The 16,141-nt window shown below is 67.5% G+C and carries 14 protein-coding genes and 2 tRNA genes; 7 read left to right on the forward strand and 9 right to left on the reverse strand.

From position 1 onward, the window contains the following. Positions 1-28 precede the first annotated feature (28 nt). From HZ321_RS00290 to HZ321_RS00305, 4 genes are all read right to left on the reverse strand, one after another. On the reverse strand, positions 29-3,253 hold the full coding sequence (locus tag HZ321_RS00290) for a DEAD/DEAH box helicase (RefSeq protein WP_181699068.1): 3,225 nt from the start codon (positions 3,251-3,253) through the stop codon (positions 29-31). 346 nt (positions 3,254-3,599) lie between these two features. Beyond that, the gene (locus HZ321_RS00295; protein ID WP_181699070.1) at positions 3,600-4,025 is read right to left on the reverse strand and encodes an OsmC family protein; all 426 of its coding nucleotides are present in this window, start codon (positions 4,023-4,025) and stop codon (positions 3,600-3,602) included. Positions 4,026-4,127: 102 nt separating this feature from the next. Then, the gene (locus HZ321_RS00300; protein ID WP_181699072.1) at positions 4,128-4,349 is read right to left on the reverse strand and encodes a glycine zipper 2TM domain-containing protein; all 222 of its coding nucleotides are present in this window, start codon (positions 4,347-4,349) and stop codon (positions 4,128-4,130) included. 95 nt (positions 4,350-4,444) lie between these two features. Further along, complete coding sequence (locus HZ321_RS00305; protein WP_181699074.1) at positions 4,445-5,002, reverse strand: fasciclin domain-containing protein; 558 nt, start codon at positions 5,000-5,002, stop codon at positions 4,445-4,447. Positions 5,003-5,266: 264 nt separating this feature from the next. On the opposite strand from HZ321_RS00305, the gene HZ321_RS00310 reads away from it, so the two are divergent. From HZ321_RS00310 to HZ321_RS00330, 5 genes are all read left to right on the forward strand, one after another. Further along, the gene (locus HZ321_RS00310; protein ID WP_181699076.1) at positions 5,267-5,689 is read left to right on the forward strand and encodes a hypothetical protein; all 423 of its coding nucleotides are present in this window, start codon (positions 5,267-5,269) and stop codon (positions 5,687-5,689) included. Between the two features lie 114 nt (positions 5,690-5,803). Next, positions 5,804-6,001: a hypothetical protein gene (locus HZ321_RS00315; protein WP_181699078.1), complete on the forward strand. Its 198-nt coding sequence runs from the start codon at positions 5,804-5,806 to the stop codon at positions 5,999-6,001. Between the two features lie 60 nt (positions 6,002-6,061). Beyond that, positions 6,062-6,271, forward strand: a complete 210-nt coding sequence (locus HZ321_RS00320; RefSeq protein ID WP_181699080.1) for a hypervirulence associated TUDOR domain-containing protein — start codon at positions 6,062-6,064, stop codon at positions 6,269-6,271. Between the two features lie 219 nt (positions 6,272-6,490). Then, positions 6,491-7,966 carry a pilus assembly protein TadG-related protein gene (locus tag HZ321_RS00325; protein ID WP_181699082.1) on the forward strand — a complete coding sequence of 492 codons (1,476 nt, stop codon included), beginning with the start codon at positions 6,491-6,493 and terminating at the stop codon, positions 7,964-7,966. 455 nt (positions 7,967-8,421) lie between these two features. Beyond that, the gene (locus HZ321_RS00330; RefSeq protein ID WP_181699084.1) at positions 8,422-8,640 is read left to right on the forward strand and encodes a hypothetical protein; all 219 of its coding nucleotides are present in this window, start codon (positions 8,422-8,424) and stop codon (positions 8,638-8,640) included. Between the two features lie 6 nt (positions 8,641-8,646). Here the strand turns inward: HZ321_RS00330 and HZ321_RS00335 are convergent, their stop codons facing one another. From HZ321_RS00335 to HZ321_RS00345, 3 genes are all read right to left on the reverse strand, one after another. Further along, the gene (locus HZ321_RS00335) at positions 8,647-9,867 is read right to left on the reverse strand and encodes a glycosyltransferase (RefSeq protein WP_181699086.1); all 1,221 of its coding nucleotides are present in this window, start codon (positions 9,865-9,867) and stop codon (positions 8,647-8,649) included. A gap of 72 nt (positions 9,868-9,939) precedes the next feature. Beyond that, positions 9,940-11,211: a cation:proton antiporter gene (locus tag HZ321_RS00340; protein WP_181699088.1), complete on the reverse strand. Its 1,272-nt coding sequence runs from the start codon at positions 11,209-11,211 to the stop codon at positions 9,940-9,942. A 232-nt stretch (positions 11,212-11,443) separates the two neighbouring features. Next, positions 11,444-11,518 (reverse strand) — tRNA-Gln (locus tag HZ321_RS00345). 236 nt (positions 11,519-11,754) lie between these two features. On the opposite strand from HZ321_RS00345, the gene HZ321_RS00350 reads away from it, so the two are divergent. Beyond that, a tRNA-Pro gene (locus HZ321_RS00350) sits at positions 11,755-11,831 on the forward strand. A 134-nt stretch (positions 11,832-11,965) separates the two neighbouring features. On the opposite strand, the gene HZ321_RS00355 is transcribed toward HZ321_RS00350, so the two are convergent. Next, positions 11,966-13,159, reverse strand: a complete 1,194-nt coding sequence (locus tag HZ321_RS00355) for a hypothetical protein (protein ID WP_181699090.1) — start codon at positions 13,157-13,159, stop codon at positions 11,966-11,968. 259 nt (positions 13,160-13,418) lie between these two features. Here HZ321_RS00355 and HZ321_RS00360 point away from each other — a divergent pair, with 259 nt between their 5' ends. Continuing rightward, positions 13,419-15,635 carry a right-handed parallel beta-helix repeat-containing protein gene (locus tag HZ321_RS00360; protein WP_181699092.1) on the forward strand — a complete coding sequence of 739 codons (2,217 nt, stop codon included), beginning with the start codon at positions 13,419-13,421 and terminating at the stop codon, positions 15,633-15,635. A gap of 114 nt (positions 15,636-15,749) precedes the next feature. On the opposite strand, the gene HZ321_RS00365 is transcribed toward HZ321_RS00360, so the two are convergent. Beyond that, a complete protein-coding gene (locus tag HZ321_RS00365; protein ID WP_181699094.1) occupies positions 15,750-16,121 on the reverse strand; it encodes a hypothetical protein in 372 nt (123 codons plus the stop codon). Between the last annotated feature and the right edge of the window lie 20 nt (positions 16,122-16,141).

The following is a 16,141-nucleotide window of genomic DNA, read 5'->3' on the forward strand; positions in this document are numbered from 1 at the left end:
GCGGCAGCGAAACCTTGGACGAAGCGAGTCAAGTCTTCTCGGCAGTTCCTCCGCCCGCGGCTGCCCGCGCCAGATCCCGTCCTTCCCGCAAGATCGACAGGATCCGCTCGGTTTCGGCGGCCCTTTCGCCAACGACCGGGCTGGCGAACGGAACGATCAGCCGCGTCTCTTTTAGCGCGCCATCGAGGCCGGCGTCACGCGCTCCGTCGGCCGCCTCTTTCGCCGCCCGAGCATCGGGGAACGTGATGGCGATACCTTGGGGCCCGGCGTCGACGCGAAGAACGTCCGTTCGCCGCGCCAGGGCGGCGACGCGGGACTCGGCGAGCAGCACGGCAACCGGCTCAGGCATCGGACCGAAACGGTCGACGAACTCCTCGCCGATCGCCTCCGCCTCGTCGGGATCGCCGATCGCTGCCAGCCGGGCGTAGAGCCCGATGCGGACATCCTCCTCCGGCACGGTGTCGGCGGGAATGTGTCCGGCCTCGCCCAGCGACACGATCGGCGACAGATCGGGCGAAACCGGCCGCCCCGCCGCTGCATCCAGCGCGCGGGAGAGCAGATGCCGATAGAGCCCGGCGCCGATCAGCTTGACGTGGCCGGCCTGCTCTTCTCCGAGGAGGTCGCCGGCGCCGCGCTGATCCAGGTCGCGCGCGGCGATCTCGAAGCCCGCGCCCAGTCGGTCGAGGCTCGCCAGCGTCTCCAGCCGCCGCATCGTCGCTTCGGCGATCGCCGCGTCCGGATCGGTGGCGAGGTAGACCGTGCCGCGCCGGCGGCCCCGGCCGACCCGGCCGCGCAGCTGGTGCAACTGGGAAAGCCCGAAGCGATCGGCGCGCCAGACCACCATCGTGTTGGCCTGCGGCATGTCGAGGCCGCTCTCGATGATTGAGGTCGCCACCAGCACGTCGCCCTCGCCGCGGCCGAAGGCGATCAGCGCCGCATCGATCTCCTCCGCCTTCAGCCGGGCGTGGAGGATGCGGAGGTCGAGCTCCGGAGCCAGGCGCCCGAGGCGTTCCACCATCGGCTCGATGTCCTCGATCCGCGGGCAGACGAGGAAGCTCTGGCCGCCGCGGGCAGCCTCGCGGCGGAAAGCGTCGCGGACGGTCAGATCGTCGAAGGCGGCGACCACCGTGCGGATCGGGCGGCGCGGGCCGGGTGGCGTGGCGATCACGGAGAGATCCTGCAGCCCTGCCAAGGCGGTCTGCAGCGTCCGGGGGATCGGGGTCGCGGTCAGTTGCAGCACGTGGCAGCCCTCGGCCAGCGCACGAAACTTCGCCTTGTCGGCGGCGCCGAAGCGCTGTTCCTCGTCGATCACCACCAGGGCGAGGTCGGCGTAGGCGACGCCCTTGCCGGCGACGGCGTGGGTTCCGACGACCACCCGGATGCTTCCGTCGGCCAGCCCGGCCCGGACGCGCCTGGCTTCGGCCGCCGGCGTGAACCGGGAAAGCGCGGCCACTTCGACCGCGAGCCCGGCGAAACGGCGGCGCACCGTCTCCTCGTGCTGGCGCGCCAGCACCGTTGTCGGCGCGACGACCGCCACCTGCCGCCCGTCGAGCGCCACGGCGGCCGCGGCCCGAAGCGCCACCTCGGTCTTGCCGTAGCCGACGTCGCCGCAGACCAGCCGGTCCATCGGTCGGCCGGAGCCGAGGTCGGTCAGCACCGCCTCGATCGCATCGGCCTGGTCCGGACTTTCCGGATAGGGGAAGCGGGCGACGAAGCGCTCGTAGGGCGCACCGCCCGCCGCGATCGTGGGCGCGCGAGTCCCGGCGCGGGCTTTGGCCTTGGCTGCCAGTTCCGAAGCCGTCGCGGCGATCGCCGCTTCCACGGCCTCGCGCCGTCGTGTCCAGGCATCGCCCTTGGCGCGGTCCAGCGACACCGCGTCCGGGTCGGAACCGTAGCGCCAGACGCGACCGATCTCGACCACCGGCACCATCACGGTGTCGCCGCCGGCGTATTCCAGCCGCAACACGTCGGTGCGCGAGCCCGCCGCCTCTACCGTCTCCAGGCCACGGAGAACGCCGAGGCCGTGATCGCGGTGGACGACCGTGTCGCCCACGTGGAGGTCGCTGCCGTCGGGGTCGAAACCGGGCAAGGCACGGATCTCGTCGCGCGAACCCCGACGCCGCGCCCGGCTACCGAGTACGTCCGCGGCGGCGATCACCGCGAGGCGGTCGGTGGAGAAGCCACGGTCGAGGTCCACCTCGATGGCGGCGAGCGCGCCCTTGCCGGCCGCCATCGCCGCCGCGAGGCCTTCCGCCGGTTCGACTTTTTCGCCGAGCCGGCGGGCAAGGCGGAAGAGATCGCCGTTGAGGCCCGTCAGGACGACCGTCCGCCCCGCCGCCCGCATCTCCTCCACGTGGCGGCGCAGCCCGCCCGTCGGGTCGCGGCGGGTGGCGAAACGCGGGCCGGGCTCGCCGCGGCCTTCCAGTTGCACCGTCGTCAATCGGCCGAAGCGGTCCGCCCACTCGTCCGCCGGGAGCCGCAGGCCAGGATACCGCGCGGTCTCCTCGCCGGAGGCCTCCAACGCGGTCGCGATCCGCTCCCGAGCGCCGGCGTCCAGCCAGGCGGTCCGGCCCGTGAAGGCGTCGAACACGGTCTCGGCCGGCTGATAAATTCCGGCCAGCCGGTGTTCAAGGTCGGCCGGACGCTCGCCGCCCTCCGCCTGGATCGCTTCGGAGGCCGGGCCGATGGAGACCGTTTCGAGGTCGCCGAGCGTCAACTGGTCCTGCGGGTCGAAGCGATGGATGGCGGTGATCAGGCCGTTCTGGTGCTCCAGTCGCACCGGCGCCTCGGCGTCGGCCGGAAACAGGTCGATCACCTGTCCGCGCAGCGCCGCCTCGCCGGGCTCGTCGATCCGGTCGTCGAACAGCCAGCCGGTCCGTTCCAGGAAGCTCTGCAGGTCGTCGAGGTCGACCGCCTCGCCCACGCGCAGGTCCCGGACGGCGGCGGACAGCACCGCGCGCGGCGGGACGCGTTGCATCAGCGCGTCGGGGCTGGCCACCAGGATGCAGGGCCCGGCGCCAGGCAGACGGCGGAGCACGGCGATCCGCCGCCCCATGATCTCGCGGGCCGGCGGAAACGGCTCAAAGGGAAGGCAGTCCCAGCGCGGCAGATGGAGGATCTCCGCCGCAGGCAGCAACCGGCCTAGCATGGCCGAAAGCGCCTCCGCACGGCGCTCGCCCGCGGCCACCAGCAAGGTCGGACCGTCGAGCGTTTCCGCCCATTCCGCCGCCTCGAAACCCACCGCCTCGACCATCCATGACCCCTTCACGCCGTCCTGGTCCGCGCAGCCGGATCACCCGTCCCTAACCGCGCACCCACTGCCCCAGTCCGTCTCCCTCAACCGCCCCCCTCAACCGTCATGGTCCGCGCAGGCGGACCACCCACGAGTTCGTGGCGGCCGCTCGGCGCGCTGATCGACGGGGCTGGCGTATCGTCCCGGGAAACTTCGTGGGTAGTCCGCCTGCGCGGACCATGTCGGCGGAGGGAAAAGAGGGTGGTGGTCCGTCCCCTTGCGCGACCGCAGGGTAACGCCGGGGCCGTGCGGGTGTTCCGTCGCGATCGCGATCGATGCGCACCGCTCGGGCGACGGTAGCCCTGCCCTAGGGGAAGTCCGCCGCGTCCTCCACCGTCAGGCCACGCTCCAGGGAGATGCCGACCGTGCAGAGGGTATGCGCCTCGCGGATCAGCAGGGCGCGCTCGGCTTCCGAGAGGTCGCCGTCGAGGTGGAAGACCGAACGTTGGCGCTCAATCCGCGAGGGTGGGTCGTCGGCCTTCTGCCCGCGCACCTCGACGCGCACTTCGGCGAGCCGGGCGTCCAGGCCCAGACGCCGGGCGGCGATGCGGGCGCTGATGGCAAGACAGCCGGCCAGCGCCGCGTCAAGCAGTTCAAGGGGTGTGAAGCCGTCCCGGCCGGGCGTGACGGCGAGCGGGGCCGAAGCGCCCGAGCGGGCGTCGATGCTGCCGGACCCGTCGGCGGTGGCGGTGGCGGTGACGCCGACGGGCCGTTGCTTGATCCTGATGGTCATGCGCGCGTCCGGTCTCCTCGGGAGGACGGGTGTTGGTCCGGTCCCGATGGTGGCCGATCCGCCGCGCGCGTCCAACCCGGACTTCGGCGCGCAGGCGCTTTTTTACTGCGAGTTGCTGCCGATCACGCCGCCGGCGACCGCGCCGCCGACACCGCCGACGATCGCGCCGCCGGTTCCGCCGACCGCATTGCCGACAACGGCGCCGCCGGCGCCGCCGAGGACCGCGCCTGTCGCGGTGCGCTGGTCACGGGTGTTGCCGCAGGCGGCGACGGAGAGGGAAAGAGCCGCCGCGAGGGCGAGGCAGGCTGAGCGGGAGATCGGCATGCGCAATTGCTCCTGACATCCAGCCCCCACCGTATGCGGGAACGCAACGCCGGGCGGGGGCGGTTGTTCCGCCCTGCCCGGCCTTGCACCCCGGTTCAGGGCATCAACACGCCGTCGATGACGTGGATCACGCCGTTCGACTGGTCGACGTTGGCGATGGTGATCTTGGCCATGCCGCCCTTGGCGTCGGTGACCATCAGCGTCTTGCCGGACTGGGTGAACTTCACCGTCTCGCCCTCGACCGTCTTGAACTCGGCCTGGCCGCCCTTTTCCGCGATGGCATCCATGATGTTCTTGGCGGAAAGCTTCCCGGGGATGACGTGGTAGGTGAGAATGCCGGTCAGCATGCCCTTGTTCTCCGGCATCAGAACGGTGTCGACCGTGCCGTCCGGAAGCTTGCCGAAGGCGGCGTTGGTCGGCGCAAGCACCGTGAACGGGCCTTCGCCCTGCAGCGTCTCGACCAGTCCGGCGGCCTTCACGGCGGCGACCAGCGTGGTGTGATCCTTGGAGTTGACGGCGTTCTCGACGATGTTCTTCGTGGCGTACATCGGCGCGCCGCCGACCATCGGGTTGGCCGCAATGGCGGCTGTGGACAGGCCGGCGACGAGTGCGGCGGCAACAATCGGGCGGACGAAACGGCTTGCGATGGTCATGAGATTCTCCTCCAGGATGGGCCGGACCGTTCGATCGGCCCGTGCAGCGATCTACGGGGCGGCTCTCCAACGGGCTTCAGCCGATCGCATCACTCCCTCGTGACGCCGCCGTGATTTTGTCGGATGTGCCGAAACGATACAGCGCGTGAAGGGTTCTTATGGCTTCAGCCCCGGTCACTCCCGGGCCGGGGCGTTCCCAGCGACGGCGCATCGGCCGGCTCGACCGGCCCGCGGCTCCGTCCATCAGACCCGGAGGCTTCGACGATGCAGCACCTGTTGGACATCAGGCCCGCCATGAAGGCCCTGGCCAAGCGGCCAGGCGAATTCGAATGGTTCGAGGGTTCGCTCCGCCACATCCCGAGCGACCACCGCTTCACCTTCCGCGACGACGGCAGCGTGCTGCTTTCGGCCGACTGCGCCTGCGCCACGCTGGCGATCAGCAAGGACCAGGCGGCGGAGTTCCGCGCGGCGGCGGAGACCTGGACGCGCGACTACTGGCGGCCGGTGTCGATCAACCGGCACTTCGCCTCCCATTTCGTTCGCCCGAGCGCATGGCGCCGGTTCGCGGCCCTGGTCACCCGCCGCGATCCCGACGACCTCGACCTCGGCCTGTCGCTTCCGGAAGACGCCGAGGCGATCGCCATCGCCACGGAAACGGCGCCGGCGCCCGAGCGCGTGGCGGCCTGAGCCCGTCCGACCCTGCGGCGAGGGGCGACCAGCGCCCCTCGCCCGTATCGACGTGAAACCTCCGACCCACCCCGCCCGTACCTCCGTCGAACCAACCGACGGACCTGGACGGGCATGCGTTTATCTCTCGACGATCTCTCACCCATCGAAGCCTCGGCGCTCATGGCGCACTTCGCCGCCACGGGAGCGACGTCGCGGGCGGTCGTCAGCACCCGCCTGCTGGCTCTCGGTCTCATCGCGGACAAGGGCGGACGGTTCGAGATCACCGCGAAGGGCATCGGTCTCGTGCTGAAAGGCTATGCGCCGGCCTGAGGGAACGCTCGGCGGCCGCCGCCGTTGACACGCCGGAACGCGACTGCGGGAGACGCCCCGATGACCAAGAGCTTCAAGCCAGGCGACAGCGTGGAGTGGGATTCCTCCGGCGGACACAGCGTGGGGAAGATCGTACGCAAACAGACCAAACCCACGACGATCAAGTCGCACAAGGTGGCGGCTTCGCCGGACAACCCCGAATACATCGTCCGAAGCGACAAGTCCGGCAAGATTGCTGCTCACAAGCCGGAATCTCTCAAGAAGCGCTGAAGAGAGACCGGCGAATTCTCCACTCAATTTAGCTAAATTTAGCCGTTATCTTCCGGCTTCAGCCAGATTTGCCGGATTTTGTGTTCACTTCATCGTCATTTTCGACGGCCCTCAACGAAAATCATCTAAATTTTGTTGAGTTATGGCGGGATTTCCGAGCGCGGGTCCAGATCTCGTTAAGATCTTATCGAGCAGTATCGGGGCCAGAAGGATAGCCCCATGCGTATGTACCAATTCTTCAAAGACCGATCCGCGGCAACGGCCGTGACCTTCGCCTTTGCGGCGATTCCGGTTGTCCTGTCCGTCGGCACGGCGTTCGACTATACCCGCGAGTATCGGGCCAGCTTCCATGCGCAGGCGGTGCTCGATGCCGCCGTGCTTTCCGCAGCCGCCTCCAACGAGGTGGAGGAAGCCAAGCTGAAGGTGCTGACGCAGCACTTCATCGACAGCAACATCTCCAGCGACGCGGTGCTTGAAGCCTCGCTCGACAGCTTCAAGTACGACGCGGAGAAGGACGTCATCTCCGCCACCCTCAGCGGCATGCTGGACACCTCCTTCCTGACGCTCGCCGGCATCAAGTCGCTCGAGATCGAGGCCCAGTCGGTGGCCATCCGCGGCGTGACCGGCAGCGTGGAAGTGGCGCTGGTGCTCGACAACACATGGTCGATGTCGGAGACCGACGGCACCGGCACGCGCAAGATCGACGCTCTGAAGAAGGCGGCCAAGGATCTCGTCCAGCAGCTCAAGAAAAACGACAAGGCGGACGTGAAGGTCGCCCTCGTGCCCTATGGCGACTACGTCAACGTGGGTACCGACAACCGTTCGCAGCCGTGGATCTCGGTCGGCGCCGACTACACCACCGAGAAGATCTGCACCGACAAGACCAGCACCCAGACCGAGACCTGCACGACGGTCAACGGCCCGGCGTCGACCTGCACCAAGTACACCGACGGGGTTCCGTCCACCTACACCTGCTATCCGCAGAAGAAGACCACCTGCACCCCCCTCGACCCGCCGAAGACCACCACGTCGAAGAGTTGCTCCGGCGGAACCTCCTACAAGTGGTACGGCTGCGTCGCCTCGCGGAAAACCGGCACGCTGCGGCTCGACGACAGTTCGCCGTCGACGCCCTACCCGGGTCTCCTCACCACCTCCCAGCGGTGCCTCAACCCGATCGTGCCGCTCACCAACAAGCATGGTCCGGTGATCAGTGCGATCGAGACGATGATCATCAACGTCGGCACCAGCTACTACCCGCTGACGTACATCCCCGCCGGCCTCGTGTGGGGTCTCAATGTCCTTTCGCCGACCGCCCCGTTCACCGAGGGCGCCGCCTACGACGCGAAGAACGAGAGACCGCGCAAGGTGCTGGTGCTGATGACGGACGGCGAGAACACGCTGCGCTTCAATTCCTCGAACGGGCAGCACACCGGGCTCGACAACGACGCGACCAAGGCGGCCGCCCAGGTGAAGGCGACCAACGACGACACCCTGGCGATCTGCGACAAGGCCAAGGCGCAGAAGATCGAGATCTTCACCATCGCGCTGGCCGTCGACGATGCCAACGCCAAGGCGATGCTGGAGTCCTGCGCCAGCGGGGCTGACCACTATTTCGACGCCAGCAACAACGCCGCGTTGCAGATCGCCTTCGCGATGATCGTCAAATCGCTTCGCGACATCCGCCTGGAGAGCTGAGAAGTCTTCAATCCGTGGCATCCGTTCCCGCGGATGCCACGGATCGAGCAAGCTTTTCCCGCCAATCCTCCCAGTTGCGGAAATCCTGAGTTTCTTTCTCCGGTTACACCTCCAAGCCCTTGAATCGTCCGGTTCAACGGCTTAGCTTGAACGTCGTCGGGGAGACCCGACCGCGGTCGTTTGATCCGCAGCTTGCGCCGCGTCACCAAACGCTAAAGCGCCACCGCGTTGGTTTCGTGGTGGTGTGCCGAGGAGGCACTCCCATGTCCGAGCTTCTGGATTTCGAGTTCTGCCTGATGTCGTCCACAACCCCGTCGCGAAAACGCGCGATGCGGTGTTGCCGACGCGTATGCGGGATGTGAGCCGGTTTCGGCCCTCCGCTTTCCGATCATCGACCAAAGCAGAATTCAGATGCCCGCCGGTCTTGCCGGCCGCGGGCCAGGAGCCTTGTTCCCATGTCCAAGTCCACCCTCATCGAAGTCGGCGATGAAGCCGTCGGAATCGTCGTGCCGGACGGCAACCGCGTCCGGTTCGTCGCTGTGAAGTATCCCGTCTGGGCGCTCGACGATCAGGTCTTCGCGTCGGCCGAGGCCGCGCGGCGGGCCGCGCGCGACCTGCTGCTCGCCCGCAAGGGCGGCAGCGCCAAGCCTCGGAGCGACGCCTTTGCCGCCTGACCGCGGTCAGAGCAGCGAGCGGACGAGGTCCAGCCAGGCGGGCAGGCAGTTGCGACGGCGGTCGAAGTGCTCGACCACCGTTCGCCGTGCTGCCTGGCGGATGCCGCGGTAGCGCTCCGGATTGCGGCAGGCCTCGACCACCGTGTCGGCCAGCGCGTCCGTGTCGAAGAACTCCACCAGGAGGCCGTTGCGGCCGTTCTCCACCACGTCCCGCACGGGCGCGGTGTCGGAGGCGACGATCAGGCTTTCCGCCGCCATCGCGTCGAGCAGAGACCAGGAGAGCACGAAGGGATACGTCAGGTAGATATGGGCGTTGGAGCGCGACATCAGCGCCACCAGCGCCTGATGCGGCAGGCGCCCCACGAAGTGGAGGCGCGTCGGGTCGAGCCGGTGCTTCACCTCGTCGAGGAACACGTCGCGCCAGTTCTGGCCGGCCGGCGGCGGCGTGCCGTAGCCGGCGCCCGGGTCGCCGCCGACCAGCACCACCCTGGCGTCCGGCATGGCGGCGAGGATTTTCGGCAGCGCCCGCATGAACACGTGGTAGCCGCGCAGGGGCTCGAACCGCCGATTGACGAAGGTGATCAGCGGCACGTCCGGTTTCAGTTCGCCGACGCCGGGCAGCGCGATGCGCGCGTCGTGGATCGGCTTCACCGCGTCGGTGTCGACGCCCTCGTGGATGATGGTGGTACGCCCCTTCAGCGACGCCGGCAGCAGGCTCGCCTGGAACGGCGTCGGCGCGACCAGCCGGTCGGCTTCCGCATAGGCTAGCGCGAGGCCCATGTTCTTGGCGTGGACGCGGAAGCTGTCCTCCTCGGGCGGGCGGGCGAACTCCGGGTCGAAGCCGACGTCGGCGCCCCGGCTGCGGTAGAAGAACTCGGCATAGGCGATCGTCCGGGCCCTGGGGAAGATCTCGCCGAGCAGCAGCGTCTCGCCCCAGCCGGGATGACCCACGATCAGCGCGGGATCGAACCCTTCGGCCTTCAGTTCCAGCGCGCAGGTGGCGGCGTGGCGGGCACGGATCAGGTCGATCTCGGCGCGTGCGCTCAGCGGCCGGCCGCTGGGGCGGAACTCTCCATCCAGCTTCCAGCGCCGGGTGTCGACGCCAGGAACCCCCGCCGCCGTCGTCGAACCGATCGCCGCGCAGCGATGTCCGTCGGCCCGGAGTGCCGTCGCAAGGGCCCCGAACTGGCCGGGAAAATTGTTGTGCACGAAGAGGATGTCGCTCACGTTCCGCCCCTTGCGCGGGCGGAGACCGTCCGGCCGCGAAGGCCAGCATGGCAGGCAGCGGTAAACGTTCGCTCAGCGCATCGCCGCGACCGAGCTGCCAGTCCCGGCCGCCGCCCCGCGCTTCCGGCTGCGCCGGTCAAGGGCGCGCATGACGGGCGTGACCGTCACGCCGTGCATGACCACCGAGACGAGCACGATCACCGCGGCCGTGCTCCAGATCAGTTCGGCGCCTTCGAACTTTGCCTCCACCATGCCGTAGGCGAGGTAGTAGGCCGTACCCAGGCCGCGGATGCCGAAGAAGCTGATCACGGCCCGCTCGTCGGTGGGCAGGCCGCGTCCGGCGAGGCTGAACCAGCCGACCGCCGGCCTGACCACGAACAGCACCAGCGCGGCGAACAGCAAGACACGCCAGTCGACCGCGTCGAGCAGGCCGCCGTCGCTCATCGCGCCGCCGAGCAGCACCAGCAGCACCATCATCAGCAGCCGCTCGAGTTGTTCGATGAAGGCATGCAGCAGGTCGTGGTAGGCGTGGTCGCGCTCCACCGAGCGAAAGGTGACGGCGGCGACGAAGACGGCCAGGAAGCCGTAGCCATGGACGATCTCCGTCACGCCGTAGGCGACCGCGGTGATGCCGAGCGCGACCAGGCCGTCGCCGGTCCGCGACAGCTTGGAGCGGTTGGGCAGGCGGAAGGTAAGCCAGCCGAGCGCGCGGCCGACCACCCAGCCGACCGCGACGCCCACCGCCAGCTTCCAGACCACGTCATAGGCCAGCCACTCGACCAGCCAGCCCTCCTTGACCGCCACCAGCGCGACAGCGAGGTTGACGAAGGGGAAGGCGAGCCCGTCGTTGAGCCCGGCTTCCGACGTCAGCGTGTAGCGCACGTCGTCCTCGCGACCCGCCCCGGGCGCGCCGACCTGGACGTCGCTGGCCAGCACCGGATCAGTCGGCGCCAGCGACGCGGCGAGCAGCAGCGTCGAGGCGACGCCGAGGCCGAGGATGGTGAAGCCGGCGATGCCGATGGCCAGAATGGTGAGCGGCATCGCGATGGCGAGCAGCCTCCAGGTCAGCACCCCGCTGACCCAGTCGAGCGGCCGGTCCAGCTTCAGGCCGGCGCCCATCAGCGCGACGATGACCACGATCTCGGTCAGCCGCTCCACCAGCGGCAGGTTGTCCATCGGATGCGGCGCCAGGCCGGGCAGTCCGGGGATCAGGAAGATCAGCGCGCCGAGGGCGACGCAGACCATCGGCAGGGAGAGCGGCAGTTCCTTCAGCACCATCGGCAGCCACGCCGTGAGCAGCACGACCACGCCGAAGCCGGTCAGAACGACAATGAAAGGATCCATCCGGCCTCGTGCCCCGCACACCCGCTCCGCCAGCGAAGCGCCAGCGGACACTAACCGCTCCGCTTCCGACAGGGTTCCGTTGGGGGAGGGAATGCGGTCGGACCGCGGCGGGAGGCGACGGCCAGCACAAAGCCCGCCTGGCACGGGCGATGAATGGGACAAGCGGACGGCCAACCCCACTTCAGCTGCGTCAGGAGTGTTTCAGGGTAACCGGGGTGGACAAGTCCAGGATTGGCTGGGGCGCCAGGATTCGAACCTGGGAATGGCGGAATCAAAATCCGCTGCCTTACCTCTTGGCGACGCCCCAACGGGCCGCGGACGAGTCGGCCGCGACGGCCCCGGATATAGCGGGGGGCGCGGCGGGCTGCAACCGGCTTGCGCGACGTCGCCGACGGCCGCGCACCCGCACCACCGCTCCTGCCGGCGGCTTCGGCGCGCCGCCGAAAACGCCAGCGTTTCCGCCCGTTTGCACCCGCCCGCCGATTTGCCCGCCGCAGGGCTTGCAGACCGCTCCGACGAAGGCTATACACCCGCCTGCGGTCACGGAGTGTAGCGCAGCCTGGTAGCGCACCTCGTTCGGGACGAGGGGGTCGCAGGTTCAAATCCTGCCACTCCGACCACCGCCAACCCCCTGAAAAACACGGCGAATTTCCCCTCCGGGGGACCGGCCAGACCCGACTTCGGGCTGCTGCCGCACAAGATCGCGCGCAGGTCATGCCGCCCGTCGTCCCTGACGGTATCCGGGCACGACCCCTCACCGGCCTCGGGTGCGCGCGATCTGTTTCGACACCTCGCCCAAGTAGGCGACCTCGTAGGCGGCGTCGCGCGCCCGCCGGGCATTGGCGGCCACGCCGTAGCGTCGGGAAAGCCGAGGCTTGGCGGCCGCGGCCTTGATCGGCGACCACGCGATCCCGATCACGACCCCCATGATGAAGTTTACCGGGTAGATCTCCGACACCGGGATGTTCAGCATCGAGCTGTAGAAGTAGACCCCGAACGAGAAGCAGCTGAAGAAGAGCGCCCGCTCGTGCGGCGACTTCGCCAGCTTGGCGCGTCGGATCAGGCGGATCAGGGTGGCCAGGCCCATGGCTTCGTAGAGCAGCGCGTAAGGGACGCCCATGTTGGCGACGAGGTTGAGAAGCCCGTTCTCGCCGGATATGCCGATCGGGTTCAGTCCGATGAGCGTCCCGATGTCGACGAAGGAAACGACGTCGTAGGTCGATGCGCGCGCCTCGATGCTCGGAAGCTTGTCCTCGTACCACTGGTTCAGGCTGACGAGCTGCTCGGCGACGAAGTCCTGAAAGAGCACCGCCAACGCGATGGTCAGCATCAGACCGGCCAACCCTCCGACCGCAACCGTGGTCAGAGCCCGCGCAGCCGCCGCCTCGGAGGCGAACACGAGATTGTAGACGGTGAAGCTGACGATCATGGCGCCGAGCGTCGCGGCGCCCGCCGTGAGGGATTGCGCGGAGTAGCCGACGTAGACGGCTGCCACGAAGGTCAGCACGGCATGTCGACCCAACCCACGTGTCAGCACGACGTAGGGAAGCACGAACGAGAAGACCGCCAGCGCCGTGTTGGGATCGTCCCACACGCCGCCGAAACGAGCCGCATAGCCCTCGTAGGCGAGGGCGGGAAGTCGTCCGATCGTCCCGTACAATCCGGTCTGTATGATATCGGCCAGGACGTTGATCGCGGCATAGACGACCAGAAATCCCGCCAGCTGTTTCAGCCGTTCCGAGCCGTTCCTGTCGTCGAGAAACAAGAGGGCCGGCAGAAAACTCAGCGAGATCTCGACGAAGCTGGTCGGGATCGGCGTCCGGGCGTAGATGAAAAAACCGGTGAGGACGACGGGATAGCCGATCAAAGCCGCCAGGACCGCGGTGCGGCCGAGCAGCACCGCCTTCGGCACGTTGAACGTCAGGTAGACGCCGACGATCATACACACCAACAAGTATTTTCCATACTGCAGCGAAGCTGGAGTATCACTGTAGGTTGGGCTAGTCGATGACGAGTTGATCTGGAACGGGTATCGGTAGGAAAGATAGTACAACAGCACAAAATACAAGGTCGCGAGGAGCCATCGGCGGCGCTGTTCGTCCGAAGATGTAGCAGTTGCACTCGTCGCTTCCATAGTCGCCGGTCCGCACTTTTGTCAGTTAATGGTCGAGTAAGGATTCTAAGTCCAGATTCGTCAACGTGGTTCAATGCACCTGGAGCGCCGGCCAACCTATCCGGTCGTCACAGCGTTTCAAAGTTGGCCGAACACCCATTGGCGGGGCGATCCCACCGGCTTCGGTTCTCATCCTGGTCCAGATTTGGTCCAGAATTGTGTTTCCGCGATTCTCCAGGAATCGCGAGGGAAAAGGCCCGGGAGTTCCATGTCCATGAATCGCCGCGAAGTTCTCCAGAGCGCGCTCGGCGCGGCCGCAGGGCTCCACAGCGTCTTTACCACGAGCGCAGGCGCGGCGATCCCGAGCGGCCCCGACGACCCGCGTTCGCCGGGTGGCCGTATCCTGGACTTCTCCACCAGAAGCGGATTCGAGCGGCGCATCGCGGCTGACGATCAGTTCAGGCGCTTCATCCTTGAGAATGTCGATCGGGTCGATTTCGCCGCGTGGGACGATGGCTGGCCCGAGACTCCGTCCACCTACCGGGTCACCGACGAACCGGCCGACGACGATCCCTTCCAGATCGCCCTGGCGCCCGGTGCCGTCTGGTTGCGTCTGGCGCCGCGCGAGTTCATCCACGCGGCGGCGGTCGGGCTCAAGTGTGACGGTTCCGACGAGGGCGTGCTTCTGAACGCGCTTCTGAAGACCGCGAACGTCATGCTGCCGGCCAACAAGACTCTCGGTACCAGCCGGCAGGTGACGGTGCCGGACGGCCGCCGGCTGGAGGGCGCCAACAACACGGCCCGCATCCTCGCTCTCGCCGATATCAACGGGTTCCAGCGGAACCACCCCCATCTGGTCGTCGCGCGGTCGCGCACGCACGTCGGCAACCTGATCCTTGACGGCGCGAACAGGCGGGCTTCGGGCATCGCCTGGGCTTCGGCGAACGATTGGACCGCATCGAAGATCTCGGTGAGGAACACCGGTAGCGCGAAATCCGAATTGATCTCGGCGGTCGCCGCGACGCACGCGTCGAACGGCAAGTTGGATGCGATTTCCGTCTCAAGAGCCTGGCACGGCATCACCATCTGGCAGTGCTCCAACATCGCCGTCGCCGGATCGACGGTCGACAAGGCGCGCGGCGGCGGCATCTGGACGGCCGACAGCAACCGGATCACGGTGACGGGCGGCAAGATCACGAACTGCGGGGATGTCGGGCTGGATTTCGAAGGCGGCACCGATTGTACCGGCGACGGCGTGACGGTCGAATCCTGTCGCAACGGCGAACTCGCGGTGTTCCGCAACGGGGTGCGGCCGCAGAACGGATCGCGCAACCTGCGGTTCTTGCGGTGCACGGTGAAGAGAACCCCGACCTACCTGGACATCGACGGGAACACGGTCAGGTGCGATCTGAACTTCGGCTCGTTCGCCGTTCACAGCGCCGACAAGGGCGCGCGCGGGATCGCCGTGGACTCGTGCGTGTTCACTGTTCTGGCGGGTCACACCTGGACCACGCACGATGTTCCCGCCGGGCGCATGGCGAACGAAGATGCAGAGATCGCGTTCCGGAATTGCGACGTTCGCCACACGGGCGGCTCCGGCCTTTTCAAGGTTCATCAGACCGCACGCGGGTTCCGACACCTCAACAACACGTATTCCGTGACCGGTCAGTTGAAGAATTTCTCGGTCTGGAAGAATGCCGCCCGCTCGCAGTTCGAAGGCAACACGTTCATCTTTTCCGAAGTACCTGCCATCGGCTCCGTGATCTTCACGAGCAACAACGCCGAGGAAACCGGTCAGATCGTCAAGAAGAACACATGGAAGGGCGCTGGACGGAACGCGATCATCATCGACTACCACGCGGACGGTCAGGCAACCTTTCAGGAGAACGAGTTCGCACCGGATGGGGCGTTCAAGGGTGGCATCGACTTCAGGAAGGGCCTGCCCATCTGGGTGAAGCAGACGCTGAGAGTGACCATGACCGGCGATCGGATAAGCCGGCAGGGTGACTATCAGAATGTGAACCTTCGAAACTGGGCCGATTTTCCGTGGGTCTTCGCGTCATCGTCCGACAAACTGCGTCATCCGAGTTTCGTCGGCGCGATCAAGCTCACGGGACCGAAGGGAACGGCTACGTTCCCCGTCAAGGGCACCCCCACGGGGCCGTCCCGCTCGATCGTTTTCAACGTCGACAACAAGAGCAACGGGGCCTACTCCGTCCTCAGGGTGGTGGAGGTTTCGACCGACTTCGCCAAACCGCGCAACACGGCTCTTGAGGTTCTTGCGACGCTGACCCTGGACACGGTCTATTGAGCGGCGCGACACGGCCTGCCCCCGTCGCGCCCACGCTGCGGGGATCGGAGCCGGGGCGGTCGGCGTAGGTCCGCCTTCCTTCCGGGTCGCGCTGGTTTTCCGCCGTGTCGTCCTTCAGCCATCGTCGGCGGTGGAGAGGAAGGCGAGCAGCAGCAGCCAGACGACGACCATGGTGTTTCCCCCAGTTGTTTTTCTGTGCCGCCGCTCAATCGTTAAAGCAAATTCACCATGTGCTGTGCAAACTGCATCGACCTTTAACGTTAACGGCGCGACAGTCGCCTGAAGGGCCGGCGGTTGTTCGCAGCGGCGGCCCGCGGCCGGCGTCGGAGCGGCGCCCTCCCCTCCGCCGGTTCGTTGCGCCCGGTCCGCCCGGCGCCGCGGGGGCGGCAGGAGGGCACGGCCTTGCTCCAGAGCGCCTCCCTTGCGGATCTTCTTGCGCTTCGTCGCGGGCGGTGCTCCAAAAGCGGATGCCCAGCGACCGTTCATCCCGGAGTTCCAGTCGATCG

The sequence above is a fragment of the Chthonobacter albigriseus genome, from assembly GCF_013839445.1.
Classification (GTDB): Bacteria; Pseudomonadota; Alphaproteobacteria; order Rhizobiales; family Pleomorphomonadaceae; genus Chthonobacter; species Chthonobacter albigriseus.

What these genes read in the sequence shown, in the direction of transcription:
- HZ321_RS00290 (WP_181699068.1), bottom strand. Translation starts at nt 3,253, where the DNA reads ATGGTCGAGGCGGTGGGTTTCGAGGCGGCGGAATGGGCGGAAACGCTC.
- HZ321_RS00295 (WP_181699070.1), bottom strand. Translation starts at nt 4,025, where the DNA reads ATGACCATCAGGATCAAGCAACGGCCCGTCGGCGTCACCGCCACCGCC.
- HZ321_RS00300 (WP_181699072.1), bottom strand. Translation starts at nt 4,349, where the DNA reads ATGCCGATCTCCCGCTCAGCCTGCCTCGCCCTCGCGGCGGCTCTTTCC.
- HZ321_RS00305 (WP_181699074.1), bottom strand. Translation starts at nt 5,002, where the DNA reads ATGACCATCGCAAGCCGTTTCGTCCGCCCGATTGTTGCCGCCGCACTC.
- HZ321_RS00310 (WP_181699076.1), top strand. Translation starts at nt 5,267, where the DNA reads ATGCAGCACCTGTTGGACATCAGGCCCGCCATGAAGGCCCTGGCCAAG.
- HZ321_RS00315 (WP_181699078.1), top strand. Translation starts at nt 5,804, where the DNA reads ATGCGTTTATCTCTCGACGATCTCTCACCCATCGAAGCCTCGGCGCTC.
- HZ321_RS00320 (WP_181699080.1), top strand. Translation starts at nt 6,062, where the DNA reads ATGACCAAGAGCTTCAAGCCAGGCGACAGCGTGGAGTGGGATTCCTCC.
- HZ321_RS00325 (WP_181699082.1), top strand. Translation starts at nt 6,491, where the DNA reads ATGCGTATGTACCAATTCTTCAAAGACCGATCCGCGGCAACGGCCGTG.
- HZ321_RS00330 (WP_181699084.1), top strand. Translation starts at nt 8,422, where the DNA reads ATGTCCAAGTCCACCCTCATCGAAGTCGGCGATGAAGCCGTCGGAATC.
- HZ321_RS00340 (WP_181699088.1), bottom strand. Translation starts at nt 11,211, where the DNA reads ATGGATCCTTTCATTGTCGTTCTGACCGGCTTCGGCGTGGTCGTGCTG.
- HZ321_RS00360 (WP_181699092.1), top strand. Translation starts at nt 13,419, where the DNA reads ATGCACCTGGAGCGCCGGCCAACCTATCCGGTCGTCACAGCGTTTCAA.
- HZ321_RS00365 (WP_181699094.1), bottom strand. Translation starts at nt 16,121, where the DNA reads ATGAACGGTCGCTGGGCATCCGCTTTTGGAGCACCGCCCGCGACGAAG.